This window comes from Bacillus sp. PS237 (assembly GCF_037963345.1).
GTDB classification, from domain to species: Bacteria; Bacillota; Bacilli; order Bacillales; family Bacillaceae; genus Bacillus; species Bacillus subtilis.
Genome location: NZ_CP150156.1, coordinates 4,060,943 through 4,074,308, shown reverse-complemented (window position 1 = coordinate 4,074,308; position 13,366 = coordinate 4,060,943). Strand labels below are relative to the sequence as shown.

General features: G+C 45.9%; 16 protein-coding genes and 1 pseudogene. 13 read left to right on the top strand and 4 right to left on the bottom strand.

The window, feature by feature from the left end; all coding sequences use genetic code 11:
• Positions 1-19: 19 nt before the first annotated feature.
• Both NST22_RS21115 and NST22_RS21110 read left to right on the top strand, forming a co-directional pair.
• On the top strand, positions 20-148 hold the full coding sequence (locus tag NST22_RS21115) for a hypothetical protein (protein ID WP_003242634.1): 129 nt from the start codon (positions 20-22) through the stop codon (positions 146-148).
• Positions 149-264: 116 nt separating this feature from the next.
• Positions 265-453 (top strand): annotated as a pseudogene (locus tag NST22_RS21110) (ATP-binding protein); the annotation flags it as partial.
• On the opposite strand, the gene rocR reads toward NST22_RS21110, so the two are convergent.
• Positions 435-1,820 (bottom strand): arginine utilization regulatory protein RocR, encoded by a 1,386-nt coding sequence (rocR, locus tag NST22_RS21105; RefSeq protein ID WP_003244510.1) that lies wholly within the window; start codon positions 1,818-1,820, stop codon positions 435-437. The pseudogene NST22_RS21110 and the gene rocR sit on opposite strands and share 19 nt — an antisense overlap.
• 240 nt (positions 1,821-2,060) lie before the next feature.
• Here rocR and rocD point away from each other — a divergent pair, with 240 nt between their 5' ends.
• From rocD to rocF, 3 genes are all read left to right on the top strand, one after another.
• Positions 2,061-3,266 (top strand): ornithine aminotransferase, encoded by a 1,206-nt coding sequence (gene rocD / locus NST22_RS21100; protein ID WP_003242970.1) that lies wholly within the window; start codon positions 2,061-2,063, stop codon positions 3,264-3,266.
• 222 nt (positions 3,267-3,488) lie between these two features.
• The gene (locus tag NST22_RS21095; RefSeq protein ID WP_003242721.1) at positions 3,489-4,892 is read left to right on the top strand and encodes an amino acid permease; all 1,404 of its coding nucleotides are present in this window, start codon (positions 3,489-3,491) and stop codon (positions 4,890-4,892) included.
• 73 nt (positions 4,893-4,965) lie between these two features.
• A complete protein-coding gene (gene rocF, locus NST22_RS21090; RefSeq protein ID WP_003226959.1) occupies positions 4,966-5,856 on the top strand; it encodes an arginase in 891 nt (296 codons plus the stop codon).
• Between the two features lie 236 nt (positions 5,857-6,092).
• On the opposite strand, the gene NST22_RS21085 is transcribed toward rocF, so the two are convergent.
• Entirely contained in the window at positions 6,093-6,209 is a 117-nt protein-coding gene (locus NST22_RS21085) for a Phr family secreted Rap phosphatase inhibitor (RefSeq protein ID WP_003226961.1), read from the bottom strand.
• Positions 6,210-7,307, bottom strand: coding sequence for a response regulator aspartate phosphatase RapG (rapG, locus tag NST22_RS21080; RefSeq protein WP_003243386.1), 1,098 nt, complete (start codon positions 7,305-7,307; stop codon positions 6,210-6,212).
• 110 nt (positions 7,308-7,417) lie between these two features.
• On the opposite strand from rapG, the gene NST22_RS21075 reads away from it, so the two are divergent.
• The 6 genes from NST22_RS21075 (at position 7,418) to fdhA (ending at position 11,769) form a co-directional block, all read left to right on the top strand.
• Positions 7,418-7,888, top strand: a complete 471-nt coding sequence (locus NST22_RS21075; protein WP_003243975.1) for a GNAT family N-acetyltransferase — start codon at positions 7,418-7,420, stop codon at positions 7,886-7,888.
• Between the two features lie 141 nt (positions 7,889-8,029).
• Complete coding sequence (locus NST22_RS21070; protein ID WP_003243470.1) at positions 8,030-8,767, top strand: YiiX/YebB-like N1pC/P60 family cysteine hydrolase; 738 nt, start codon at positions 8,030-8,032, stop codon at positions 8,765-8,767.
• A gap of 10 nt (positions 8,768-8,777) precedes the next feature.
• Positions 8,778-9,941, top strand: a complete 1,164-nt coding sequence (locus NST22_RS21065) for a hypothetical protein (RefSeq protein WP_003243905.1) — start codon at positions 8,778-8,780, stop codon at positions 9,939-9,941.
• A 15-nt stretch (positions 9,942-9,956) separates the two neighbouring features.
• Positions 9,957-10,205: a DUF2651 family protein gene (locus NST22_RS21060; RefSeq protein ID WP_003243630.1), complete on the top strand. Its 249-nt coding sequence runs from the start codon at positions 9,957-9,959 to the stop codon at positions 10,203-10,205.
• 104 nt (positions 10,206-10,309) lie between these two features.
• The gene (locus tag NST22_RS21055) at positions 10,310-10,480 is read left to right on the top strand and encodes a hypothetical protein (RefSeq protein WP_003244248.1); all 171 of its coding nucleotides are present in this window, start codon (positions 10,310-10,312) and stop codon (positions 10,478-10,480) included.
• A 62-nt stretch (positions 10,481-10,542) separates the two neighbouring features.
• Complete coding sequence (fdhA, locus tag NST22_RS21050; protein ID WP_003226972.1) at positions 10,543-11,769, top strand: formaldehyde dehydrogenase, glutathione-independent; 1,227 nt, start codon at positions 10,543-10,545, stop codon at positions 11,767-11,769.
• 33 nt (positions 11,770-11,802) lie between these two features.
• Here fdhA and NST22_RS21045 read toward each other — a convergent pair whose 3' ends face one another.
• Positions 11,803-12,216, bottom strand: coding sequence for a hypothetical protein (locus NST22_RS21045; RefSeq protein WP_003243375.1), 414 nt, complete (start codon positions 12,214-12,216; stop codon positions 11,803-11,805).
• Between the two features lie 184 nt (positions 12,217-12,400).
• Between NST22_RS21045 and NST22_RS21040 the strand changes: the two genes are divergently transcribed.
• Complete coding sequence (locus NST22_RS21040; RefSeq protein WP_003219122.1) at positions 12,401-12,571, top strand: CxxH/CxxC protein; 171 nt, start codon at positions 12,401-12,403, stop codon at positions 12,569-12,571.
• Positions 12,572-12,651: 80 nt separating this feature from the next.
• The gene (gene rlmH / locus NST22_RS21035) at positions 12,652-13,131 is read left to right on the top strand and encodes a 23S rRNA (pseudouridine(1915)-N(3))-methyltransferase RlmH (protein ID WP_003243164.1); all 480 of its coding nucleotides are present in this window, start codon (positions 12,652-12,654) and stop codon (positions 13,129-13,131) included.
• The last annotated feature ends 235 nt before the right edge of the window (positions 13,132-13,366 follow it).

Genomic DNA, 13,366 nt, shown 5'->3' with positions numbered 1-13,366 from the left:
TAAAAGCAGTCTGGCATCGTTGCCAGGCTGTTTTGATATGCAAAAAAAACTGAACAGGGGTCACGCCCGTTCAGTTGAAAAAGGATATATCGAATATGAAGAAAAATACAAGATGGATGTTACACGTGAAACAGCAAATGGCAGTTAGCTGCAAATACTTCCGTTATTTGCATGGACTTTAATGGTTTGTACCGTGTGGTTGCTGGCTGTGATACACATAGGTGCCATTTTCTTTCTTCAATGCATAAGAAGTGACGTTTTTTAGTGTTTGACCGGTTTTACAAGGCAGACCCATCCCGCTCCCGGAAATATGGAGGTTCGGGATTAGGCCTTGCCATAACGAAATCGATTATCGACAATCACAATGGGACGATTGAAGTGAAAAGTGAAATCGGCAGAGGCACTGTTTTTCTGATCAGGCTTCCTGCTCCGGATTATTCGTTAGACGAGTGAGAAAATTTCTTCAGCCGATATTGGAGGCTTTGTCTGCTGATGCCAAGCTCCTGAGCAGCTTTCGAGATGTTATGGCCGTGTTTTCTTAACACGTTCTCTATCACATATTTTTCGAAGCTTTCCATTTTTTCTTTTAAGTCCGCGGCTGGCTGGTGTCTTGGTGTTTCCGGCTCTGGGATGTCAGCCGGCTTGATTTTCATGCGGTATTGATAGGGCAGATGGGAAGCCGTAATCGTTTGCTCGTCCGTCATGAAATTCATTGCGCCTTCGATCATATGCTCAAGCTCGCGAATATTTCCCGGCCAGTCATAAGAAAGGAAAAATTGCTTCACGTCATCGCTGATGTGTTCAACATTCATTTGGAACAGATGGTTGTTTTTCTGGATGAACTCCGACGCGAGAAGCAAAATGTCTTCTTTTCGTTCCCGAAGCGGCGGGATGATCAGTGTGACGACACTCAGCCTGTAATACAAGTCCTTCCGCATTCGTTCGCCTGCAATTGCATCAATTGGGTCTTCATTCATCGTGGCAATAATACGTACGTCAATCGGTGTATCCTTTGTTGAACCGATGCGCCTGATTTTCCGTTCTTGAAGGGCGCGCAGCAGCTTCGCCTGAAGGCTGAGATTCAGCGAGTTGATTTCATCTAACAGCAGTGTGCCGCCGTGGGCTTGTTCAAACAGGCCGGGCTGGTCGACAGCGCCGGTAAACGCGCCTTTTTTCGTCCCAAACAAAATGCTTTCCACAAGGCTGTCTGGCAGTGCCGCGCAGTTTTGCGAAATAAACGGGCCGCCAGAACGATCGCTTCCATTATGGATACTTTGCGCGAACAGTTCTTTTCCCGTGCCGGTTTCGCCTGCTAGAAGGACAGATGATGACGTACGGGTTGCCCGCTTGGCGTTTTCGATGACGTCTTGAATGGCCGGACTGGTGCCGAGAATACTGTCAAACGTATAGGTTGTGCTGCCTTTTTTGTTCATATTCTCCCTGATCAGCCGTTCCAGCTTTGTCACATCCTTGGCAATTTCAACGGCGCCCCTGATTTTGCCGTCTTGGACGATGGGATATGTATGATTGATCGTCGTAATTTCCTGGCCTTTATTATTGAAATAGCTCTGTTTGACGTTTTTAATCGTCTTGCCTTCCTGAAGAGCCTGTACCAGTGTGCTGTCCTGCTGCTTTGAAAACATAAACACATCCATCAGGTTTTTATTCAAGACGTCATGCTTCTCCATATCTTCAATCTGCATCATTTTATTGTTATAAACGATTGTGTTTCCATGCTCGTCTACCACGTGCAGGCCAACATCGATTTCATCTAAAATACTCTGAAAAACCAATGTGAGGAATTCGCTGTCTTTGACCACTGTATGAACCTCCCTCAATTATTTTCTTAATATTGCTTCTATTTTATAAAAAAACGGAGAGGATATGCAAAAGAATTTTGCACTTGCTGAAATTTTCGCTCGAAATATCAGAATGTTTTTGCACCTTGTCCTCGAAAATTGTAGAAAACACACGAATTCTTGATTTGGCACAGAACTTGCATTTATATAAAGGGAAAGCAGGATAACATGTTGAAACAGAAAACAAGGGGGAATTCAAATATGACAGCTTTATCTAAATCCAAAGAAATTATTGATCAGACGTCTCATTACGGAGCCAACAATTATCACCCGCTCCCGATTGTTATTTCTGAAGCGCTGGGTGCTTGGGTAAAGGACCCGGAAGGCAATGAATATATGGATATGCTGAGTGCTTACTCTGCGGTAAACCAGGGGCACAGACACCCGAAAATCATTCAGGCATTAAAGGATCAGGCTGATAAAATCACCCTCACGTCACGCGCGTTTCATAACGATCAGCTTGGGCCGTTTTACGAAAAAACAGCTAAACTGACAGGCAAAGAGATGATTCTGCCGATGAATACAGGAGCCGAAGCGGTTGAATCCGCGGTGAAAGCGGCGAGACGCTGGGCGTATGAAGTGAAGGGCGTAGCTGACAATCAAGCGGAAATTATCGCATGTGTCGGGAACTTCCACGGCCGCACGATGCTGGCGGTATCTCTTTCTTCTGAAGAGGAATATAAACGAGGATTCGGCCCGATGCTTCCAGGAATCAAACTCATTCCTTACGGCGATGTGGAAGCGCTTCGACAGGCCATTACGCCGAATACAGCGGCATTCTTGTTTGAACCGATTCAAGGCGAAGCGGGCATTGTGATTCCGCCTGAAGGATTTTTACAGGAAGCGGCGGCGATTTGTAAGGAAGAGAATGTCTTGTTTATTGCGGATGAAATTCAGACGGGTCTCGGACGTACAGGCAAGACGTTTGCCTGTGACTGGGACGGCATTGTTCCGGATATGTATATCTTGGGCAAAGCGCTTGGCGGCGGTGTGTTCCCGATCTCTTGCATTGCGGCGGACCGCGAGATCCTAGGCGTGTTTAACCCTGGCTCACACGGCTCAACATTTGGTGGAAACCCGCTTGCATGTGCAGTGTCTATCGCTTCATTAGAAGTGCTGGAGGATGAAAAGCTGGCGGATCGTTCTCTTGAACTTGGTGAATACTTTAAAAGCGAGCTTGAGAGTATTGACAGCCCTGTCATTAAAGAAGTCCGCGGCAGAGGGCTGTTTATCGGTGTGGAATTGACTGAAGCGGCACGTCCGTATTGTGAGCGTTTGAAGGAAGAGGGACTTTTATGCAAGGAAACGCATGATACAGTCATTCGTTTTGCACCGCCATTAATCATTTCCAAAGAGGACTTGGATTGGGCGATAGAGAAAATTAAGCACGTGCTGCGAAACGCATAAATCCGCACCATGGCGGGATATTCACTTCGTTTGTATAAATTTACAACAGAAAAATCAGCACTCCCTATTTGCTCAGCTACAGTATTTTAGTATAATGTATCTTTATGAGAAGAAGTGAATTTTATATTAAATAGATAGAGACTCTTTGGACAGCAAACTGGGATAGCACCATGCAGATGTTCCAGCTTAGATCCAATACAAGTTGCTGAAGGGGTGCAGAATGTGAATACAAACCAAGATAACGGAAATCAGCTCCAGCGGACAATGAAATCACGCCATTTGTTCATGATTTCATTGGGCGGAGTGATCGGAACCGGTTTCTTCCTTGGAACCGGGTTTACCATTAACCAAGCGGGACCGCTCGGCGCGGTTCTGTCCTATTTAGTGGGCGGCTTTATCATGTTTTTGACCATGCTCTGCTTAGGAGAGCTGGCAGTCGCCTTTCCTGTGTCGGGGTCCTTCCAGACCTATGCCACGAAATTTATCAGCCCGGCCTTCGGGTTTGCGTTCGGCTGGCTGTACTGGCTCGGCTGGGCGGTTACATGCGCCATTGAATTTTTATCAGCGGGGCAGCTGATGCAACGCTGGTTTCCGCATATAGACGTGTGGATCTGGTGTCTGGTCTTTGCGGCACTGATGTTTATTTTAAATGCGATCACCACAAAAGCCTTTGCGGAATCTGAATTCTGGTTCTCAGGCATTAAAATTTTGATTATCCTTTTATTTATTATTCTCGGCGGAGCTGCCATGTTTGGCCTGATTGATCTGAAGGGCGGAGAGCAGGCGCCGTTTTTGACACATTTTTATGAAGACGGGTTATTTCCGAACGGCATAAAGGCAATGCTGATTACGATGATTACTGTGAACTTTGCGTTTCAGGGGACTGAGCTGATCGGGGTTGCAGCCGGAGAAAGTGAAGACCCTGAAAAAACGATTCCGCGGTCCATCAAACAGACAGTATGGAGAACGCTTGTGTTCTTTGTGCTTTCAATCATTGTCATTGCCGGCATGATTCCGTGGAAACAGGCGGGTGTCGTGGAAAGTCCATTTGTTGCCGTATTTGAGCAAATCGGAATCCCATATGCAGCTGATATCATGAACTTTGTTATTTTAATCGCACTGTTATCTGTTGCGAACTCAGGTTTATACGCATCAACACGTATTCTGTACGCGATGGCGAATGAAGGACAAGCCTTCAAAGCGCTTGGCAAAACAAATCAGCGCGGTGTACCGATGTACTCGTTAATCGTAACGATGGCTGTGGCCTGCCTATCACTTCTGACAAAGTTTGCGCAGGCTGAAACCGTATATATGGTACTGTTATCTTTGGCGGGCATGAGCGCGCAGGTCGGCTGGATTACGATCTCGCTTTCCCAAATCATGTTCAGACGCAAATATATCCGTGAGGGCGGGAAGATAGAAGATTTGAAATTTAAAACACCGCTGTACCCGGTGCTTCCGCTGATCGGCCTAACGTTAAATACGGTCGTGCTCATCAGTCTTGCATTTGATCCGGAGCAGCGTATCGCGCTGTATTGCGGCGTACCGTTTATGATCATTTGCTACATCATTTATCATGTCGTCATTAAAAAACGCCAGCAGGCAAATCGTCAGCTAGAGCTTTAAAAACGTTGTCCGCAAGTCATCTTTGTTATAACCCGCATAGGACATTATCTTAAATGTTGAGGTGGAATCACAGATGGATAAAACGATTTCGGTTATTGGAATGCCAATGGATTTAGGACAAGCACGACGCGGAGTGGATATGGGCCCGAGTGCCATCCGGTACGCTCATCTGATCGAGAGGCTGTCAGACATGGGGTATACGGTTGAAGATCTCGGTGACATTCCGATCAATCGCGAAAAAATCAAAAATGACGAGGAACTGAAAAACCTGAATTCCGTTTTGGCGGGAAATGAAAAACTCGCGCAAAAGGTCAACAAAGTCATTGAAGAGAAAAAATTCCCGCTTGTCCTGGGCGGTGACCACAGTATTGCGATCGGCACGCTTGCAGGCACAGCGAAGCATTACGATAATCTCGGCGTCATCTGGTATGACGCGCACGGCGATTTGAATACACTTGAAACTTCACCATCGGGCAATATTCACGGCATGCCGCTCGCGGTCAGCCTAGGCATTGGCCACGAGTCACTGGTTAACCTTGAAGGCTACGCGCCTAAAATCAAACCGGAAAACGTCGTCATCATTGGCGCCCGGTCACTTGATGAAGGGGAGCGCAAGTACATTAAGGAAAGCGGCATGAAGGTGTACACAATGCACGAAATCGATCGTCTTGGCATGACAAAGGTCATTGAAGAAACCCTTGATTATTTATCAGCATGTGATGGCGTCCATCTGAGCCTTGATCTGGACGGACTTGATCCGAACGACGCACCGGGTGTCGGAACCCCTGTCGTCGGCGGCATCAGCTACCGGGAGAGCCATTTGGCTATGGAAATGCTGTATGACGCAGGCATCATTACCTCAGCCGAATTCGTTGAGGTTAACCCGATCCTTGATCACAAAAACAAAACGGGCAAAACAGCAGTAGAGCTCGTAGAATCCCTGTTAGGGAAGAAGCTGCTGTAATAAGAAAACCCCCGCACCCGCGGGGGTTTCAGCGTGTCGACAAACCCTCGCATTCGTTGTCAGGCCTGCGCTTCGGTGCTCACGAATTCCAAACATTCGCTGCGCTCCAATGCTCGTTCTTCCTAGACTTCAAGGGTTTTCAATCACGCTGAAAAGATGAAAGAATCCTAAAACTACAAACCGTTTTAGGATTCTTTCGTTAAATTGAACCCCCGCATCCCGCGGGGGTTTTTCATTTATCCAATCATTTTCTCAGCGACTTTCATTTCCTGTGAGTGGGTTTGATGGTCCGCAATAAACCAACCTGATAAAATCACCGCTGCGACGCCTGCGCCAATCAGAAATCTTTTCATTTATATAACCTCCGTTCGTTTAATCAGTTCTTCAATCTGTAATGCTTCATAAAAAAAGTGGGCAGCTTCTTTGTAAAGCTCAAGTTCCCTATACCGTTCGCCAGCCAAAATGGAAAGTTCTCTTACACTGTCATACTCTTTCTCGGACAACAAGTCATCCATATGTTGTTTGCATAAGTGAAACGTTTCCGCATGACCCCCTTCTGCATAAATGGCATATAAAATGTCTATTTTTGCCTCACATATTCTATTCGGCTCAGCAGTCAATTTTTCCTTCACGTCTTGGTAATAAGATAAGGCCTGTTCTTTCTTTTTGATCTTAAACAGCTCTCGTATCAGCAAGTAGGCAGAATGATAATAATAGGCGGAGCGGGCATACTCATCGTTCTGTAGAGCCTCCTCTAATTTCGAAACCGCTTCTTCTGATTTGCCGCTTTGCGCATGTAGAAGGCCGAAGTTATGCAAAAGCTGGGCTTCAAAAAAATGATCCTCTAATTCACTCGTGATCCGAATTGCTTCGTCCAAATAAGCCTCAGCTTCTTCAAACTGGCTCATCTCTGTAAAATTGCCTGACATGGTAATCAGGGCTGAAGCCAGCTTCTTTTTATAATCTGTCTCTTCTCTGAATGTTTTGACTGCTTGCCGTGTATGATTGAGGGACACAATATTTTGTCCCAGCTTATAATAGAGCTTACCGACCTTCAGGTGAAATTCGGCTTTTTCAATCGGATCGGGAATGTTGTCGAGATACTGCTCTGCATCTTTATACAGCCCAATGGCAATGTCATAATTATTTTTATAGGCCTCATACATGCCTTCAAACAGAAAAAAGTAATATTTCAGCATGTCAGACGTAGCATTCATATGAGAAGGCTCCTCATGCTGAAAGCCCTGTCCTCTCGCCTCGTGAAGCAAAACCTTGTGGCGCAGTTCCAATAAGGAGAAGTAGGCAAGCACCTCCTGATCCTCTTCCATGTCATCCAATAAAGGCTTCACTTCTTCAAATAAACGGGAGGATTCTTCAACTTCATGTTTCTTGATGGCAAGGTACCAATCGTTGAGCATGCTAGCGATTTCTGCGGGTGCGATCTTATTCATGTGAAACTCCTTTCTCTAGTGACTTATCAATCTCAGTTGCTTATTCTGATAGTAACACCTCTTTCTATTTTATGTAAAATCCTCTAGTCAATATATGAAGGAGAGATGATATGACAATTATGCTAACCCCTATGCAGACAGAAGAATTTCGGTCTTATCTCACGTACACAACAAAGCATTACGCGGAAGAAAAGGTAAAAGCGGGAACATGGCTGCCTGAAGATGCCCAGCTTTTGTCTAAGCAGGTGTTTACTGATCTGCTTCCGAGAGGGCTCGAAACACCCCATCACCATTTGTGGAGCCTCAAGCTGAATGAAAAGGATATCGTTGGCTGGCTCTGGATACATGCTGAACCGGAGCATCCGCAGCAGGAAGCGTTTATTTATGATTTCGGGTTATATGAACCGTATCGGGGAAAGGGCTACGCAAAGCAAGCATTGGCGGCATTAGATCAAGCGGCACGCAGTATGGGAATCCGCAAGCTGTCCCTTCATGTCTTTGCCCATAATCAGACGGCTCGAAAGCTATATGAGCAAACCGGATTTCAAGAAACAGACGTAGTGATGAGCAAGAAGCTTTAACGAAAAGGGCCTGATAAAGGCCTTTTTCTGTAAACGATTTCTAAAAATTCTGTAAATAACCTAGTTACTTTCCTTATTTTCCTAATATAATGTGGGTGAGGAAATTACCTTTCCTACACTCACAAGAAAAGAGGAGATGTAATGAAGTTGAAGAAACGAGTGTCGATGTTTTTGGTAGCGCTCACAATGTGCGGCGGCCTGTTTGTTACTCCCGCCAAAGCCGTAAAGACCACAAATTATGCTGAAGAAATCGCCGCACTGCAGCCAGGCACGACACCGGAAGAAATCATGAAATCTGCCAGCCAGATTGCCAAACAGCAGCACGTAAAGCAGGACGTTATCCTAAAACAGTTCTATAAGGAGATCACGGCTGATAAAGCAGAGGGGGACCGGCTCGCCAAGGAAAGCGGCATGTCTATCATGGGCGGCTCGTCCGGCACGAAAAAACTCCCGACAAGCGCGAAAGGCAATATCTATTACACGAACTCCTACACAGCCTACTACAATCACGGCCATGTCGGCATGTACTCCGCCGCTGACAAAATTGTTGAATCTGTCCCGAGCGACGGCGTCAGGCAGATCGCGTATAATGCCAGAGACGTGGAAGACAACTCCATTGTGCAAACCGTCAGCGTATCCTCATCTCAAAAAACAGCTGCTGCCGACTGGGCGGTATCAAAAGTCGGCGACCCATACTCATTTAACTTCGTCAATAACAGAAATACCGGCCATGACGGCGCCAAAAACTGTTCAAAGCTCCTATGGTCTGCCTTTTTGCTGAAAGCAGGGATTGATATAGACAGCAACGGAGGCTTAGGCGTGTATCCGCGCGACATCACTAGTTCTTCTTATACGACAACCATTATGACCATTTACTAAGGAGAAGGCTATGAAAAAGTGGATGATTACCATCGCCATGCTGATTCTCGCAGGAATCGCACTATTTGTCTTCATTTCTCCTCTCAAAAGCCATAAAACCGTGAGTCAGCAGGATCTCAGAAATCCCGATTTCCTGGATGACAAAGAAGTCCTGCTGTATTTCTCATCCTCTGCGGATCAAGATGCATTTGGCGGCGGGAAAAGCTACGCCCTGTTTATCAGCCATGACGGGACGCTGTCTTCCTTTCAGATGAAGGGCCTTGAGCTGGGCTCAGCAAAGGTTCACGGTGACAGCGTGATGCTGGAGGACAAAAACACGATTTATACGATCAAAAACGGCCTGCGCTCCCATAAAAGAACCTATCAGCACACAGGCGACAGCGCGGGCTTTCTGCAAAACACGGACGGCTTTTACACCTTATACAACTCCGGCTACGACAAAAAGGGAGACGGATACCGCTCAGAGCTGTACCGCCAAATGGACGGAGAGTGGAAAAAAGACGTCATCCCCTACTACATCCGAGCCTCCGGTTTCCATGATGGCGCCATTTACGCACTCGTCCCGACAGATGACGGAAAAGGCTATCAGCTCCTTCAGATTCAAGCAGATCAGAAGAAGCTTACCTATCTCAGCATAACGGAATGGCAGTACCGGGAAGGAGCCTCAGTCGAATCCCAACTTGCCGTGGACGACCAAGCTGTGTATGTTATGGTTCGCGGCCAAAAAGCCCACGATCTCTATCAAATGGTCAAGATCAACAAAAAAAGCGGCGAAGTAGAGCTGCACGATATCGCCGAATACAAAAACGACGAACAAACGATATACAGCTCCATGCCCTTCAGCTTTAAAAACAGCTTTTTCCCTTATGACGGGAACCTGTATTTCATTGACGGCTTCGGAAAGGTACACAAAATCGATGCCAAGACAGGAAAAACAAGCATCGTCTTCACCCTTTCCCCGGACAAAATGAAAGCCGAATTCAAAGAAATCACCCAAAAAGGCAGCAGCCTCTATTTCTTCACATACACGTATCACAAGCCTGCCTACATTGAACAGTACAGCCTGAAAACCGGAAAGAAAATGAAAGAAAAAGAGATTGGGAAGGTAAAGGATGTCGTGACGCCGAAGAGTCATTTGAAGCTGTATGATGTTGAGGTGATGAAGAGGTTTTAAGGCAAGGAGGGTAGTATGGGAGCCATCGCCGTTTTATTTATCGTTTTTGGTTTTCCGATCGTCGCAGGTGTATTTGGTATAGCGGGTCATTTTTTATTTAAAAGATTTTGGGTGGCACCGCTCATCGTTCTTATCACGAGCTTGATATTGTTAGTTACGTTAGCTTCGGGGAATAGCTCATTCATATTTTGGGTTGTTATGTATACGGCAATTGCGTTAGTAACGAGTGTTGCCACATTATTTCTCAGGAAATTTTTTGAGTGATCTCTGTTTATGAAGAGACTGGTGTGAAGTCTCTTTTTTTGTTGAACCGAAGTTTGCAGAGGATTTTGGGTATGGTTTAGAAACGAATCCAAAGGAGGAATTACATGCAGACAAATCGGGTTATTCTTCTGGCAGTTATGATCTGCCTGGTTTCGGCCATTACTGTGTTCTTGTTAAATGGATGTAAAGTCGACTTCTTAGACATCGGCGGAACCATTATTGGATGCTTTCTTGGCATATTTGTTGTTGTAAGAATACAGAAAAAACAGTCGTGAAAAAGGGAAAGAGTCATGCCGAACCGAAGTCATGTTCAAGGACGGAGAGTCCAAACACATGAATGGGAGGAATGGCGTTGACAGGAAACAAAGCGGTTGTGTACAAAGGCAAAGGGACTGTAGCGGTGGAGGATATCGGTTATCCGGAGTTAATCTTGAGGGACGGGCCCGGCGTCCCGAAGGCGAATGTGAATCGAAAATGTGAGCATGGGGTTATTCTCAAAGTCATTACAACCAACATTTGCGGAAGCGACCAGCATATGGTCAGAGGCCGCACAACGGCGCCAGAAGGCTTGGTGCTCGGGCATGAAATTACGGGAGAAGTCATTGAAACGGGGCGTGATGTTGAATTTATCAAAAAAGGAGATATCGTATCCGTTCCTTTCAATATTGCCTGCGGACGCTGTGTGATGTGCAAAACGCAGAAAACGCATGTGTGCCTGAATGTCAATCCGGACCGGCCGGGATCGGCTTACGGCTACGTCGATATGGGCGGCTGGGTCGGCGGCCAGTCTGAATATGTCATGGTGCCATACGCTGATTTTCAGCTTTTGGTATTCCCTGATAAAGAACAGGCGCTAGAAAAGATTCTCGATTTGACCATGCTGTCCGACATTTTTCCGACCGGCTTCCATGGAGCTTATACAGCGGGCGTGCAAACAGGTTCAACCGTTTATATCGCTGGAGCGGGTCCTGTCGGCTTGGCAGCTGCACACTCCGCTCAGCTCCTAGGCGCCTCTACCGTGATTGTCGGCGATCTGAACGAAGACAGGCTGGCACAGGCCAGAAGCTTCGGCTGTGAAACGGTCAACGTGCAAAAACACGACCGCCTCGGCGAGCAAATTGAACAAATACTAGGTGAACCAACCGTTGATGCTGCAGTGGACTGTGTCGGCTTTGAAGCATCTGGGCACGGCAATCAAGGAGAAGCGCCAGCCGCCGTGCTGAACTCAATCATGGACGTCACCCAGGTCGGAGGCAGCCTTGGCATTCCAGGCTTATACGTGACCGAAGATCCCGGTGCAAAGGATGCGGACGCCAAAACAGGCTCATTAAAAATCCGCTTCGGACTCGGCTGGGCCAAAGCCCACACCTTCGTCACCGGACAAACGCCCGCCATGACATACAACCGCAATTTGATGAAAGCGATCCTGAGCGGCAGAGCGCAGATCGCAAAAGCCGTCAATGCCACCGTTATTTCTCTGGACGACGCGCCAAAAGGCTACAGCGACTTCGACAAAGGCGCAGCCAAAAAATTCGTCATCGACCCGCATGGGACATTGAAGTAAAAGAAAAAGCCGGACGTTCTCAGAACGCCGGCTTTATTGCTGGTAATCCGTTTCTTCAAAGCGATCTCCTGTTTCGTCTTGAACAATTAAATCCCCTTCAATTTTGTCCAGTCCAATCAAAATAAAAGGGTTTTTCTCATTTGCCGTAGGAGCAGGTTTTCGCTCCACAGTTACAATCGTTTCTTTAGATGAGAATTTGACGTCCGACACTTCAAGCTTCTTATCTTTCTCGCTGCTTCCGAGAGACACGACGACCATTTTTTTGCCTTCTGATATGGTGAAGACTTGATATCCTTTCACGTCATCATGCATTTGGAGATAATTAGCGTATATTTCTAAGTCTGGACTGCCTTCACCGATTCGATCCTTCTCCAACACCCAATAAGATGGCTGACACTCAGCAAGCAGCAACATAATCACAAAAAGCCAAACCCATCTAAAGCGCAAATGCAGACCTCCCCACACATCGGTTACATCCAAACTAACACACGAGCGAAATAGAGTCATCAACAGCTTGTTTGTCGAATTGTGGATAAAACTCAGCCCGAAGCACTACTAACATGTGAATAAATAGGTTATATTGAGAAGAGAACATTTGTAAAAATGGAAGAAAACATCGGAGGATTTGAACATGAAACAAGCGTATTATTCTTGTGAAGAACACATCGAAACGGTGCTGGATATGTACATAGACGACCACGAGCTGCCGCCCGAAATCAGAAAAATCGAACATACTAACAGTTTATCCACAGCCTGTGAATTATGTGGAGACCCCGCAGTATATATAGTGGGGAACGAATGATCTTACACAAAATACAGAAAAGATATCCACAATTGTGGACAACATATATGAATAACTTGTTTTTAAAGTGGGGATGACCTGTGAATATCAATATTGTGACAATCGGAAAACTAAAAGAAAAATACCTCAAGCAAGGCATTGAAGAATACACCAAACGACTTTCGGCCTACGCAAAAATCGACATCATCGAACTCCCGGACGAAAAAGCGCCGGAAAACCTAAGCGACCAGGACATGAAAATCATAAAAGACAAAGAAGGCGACCGCATCCTATCCAAAATCAGCCCCGACGCCCACGTCATCGCCCTCGCCATCGAAGGAAAAATGAAAACATCCGAAGAACTAGCCGATACAATAGATAAGCTGGCTACTTATGGAAAAAGCAAAGTCACCTTCGTCATCGGCGGATCACTCGGATTGAGTGACACGGTGATGAAGCGAGCGGACGAGAAGCTATCGTTCTCGAAGATGACATTTCCTCATCAGTTGATGCGGCTTATTTTAGTGGAGCAGATTTATCGGGCTTTTCGGATTAATCGTGGGGAGCCTTATCATAAGTAAGAGCATCTCCACCATTACAGAAAGACTAAAGTTCAACTAAAAGCTATTTAATGGAATAATTCAATGAATATAATATTTCAGCAACCAATGCAATGTTTGACTTAAATACAATACTAAAATGAGTAAAGAGTTATGTTTAGGTTATAATTTATTTGATGGTGTGGAAAGAGTCTTAATATATTAAAGAGTAAAGATGATATAGAATAAAAAGTTTTCTAGAAATATATAGGGGATA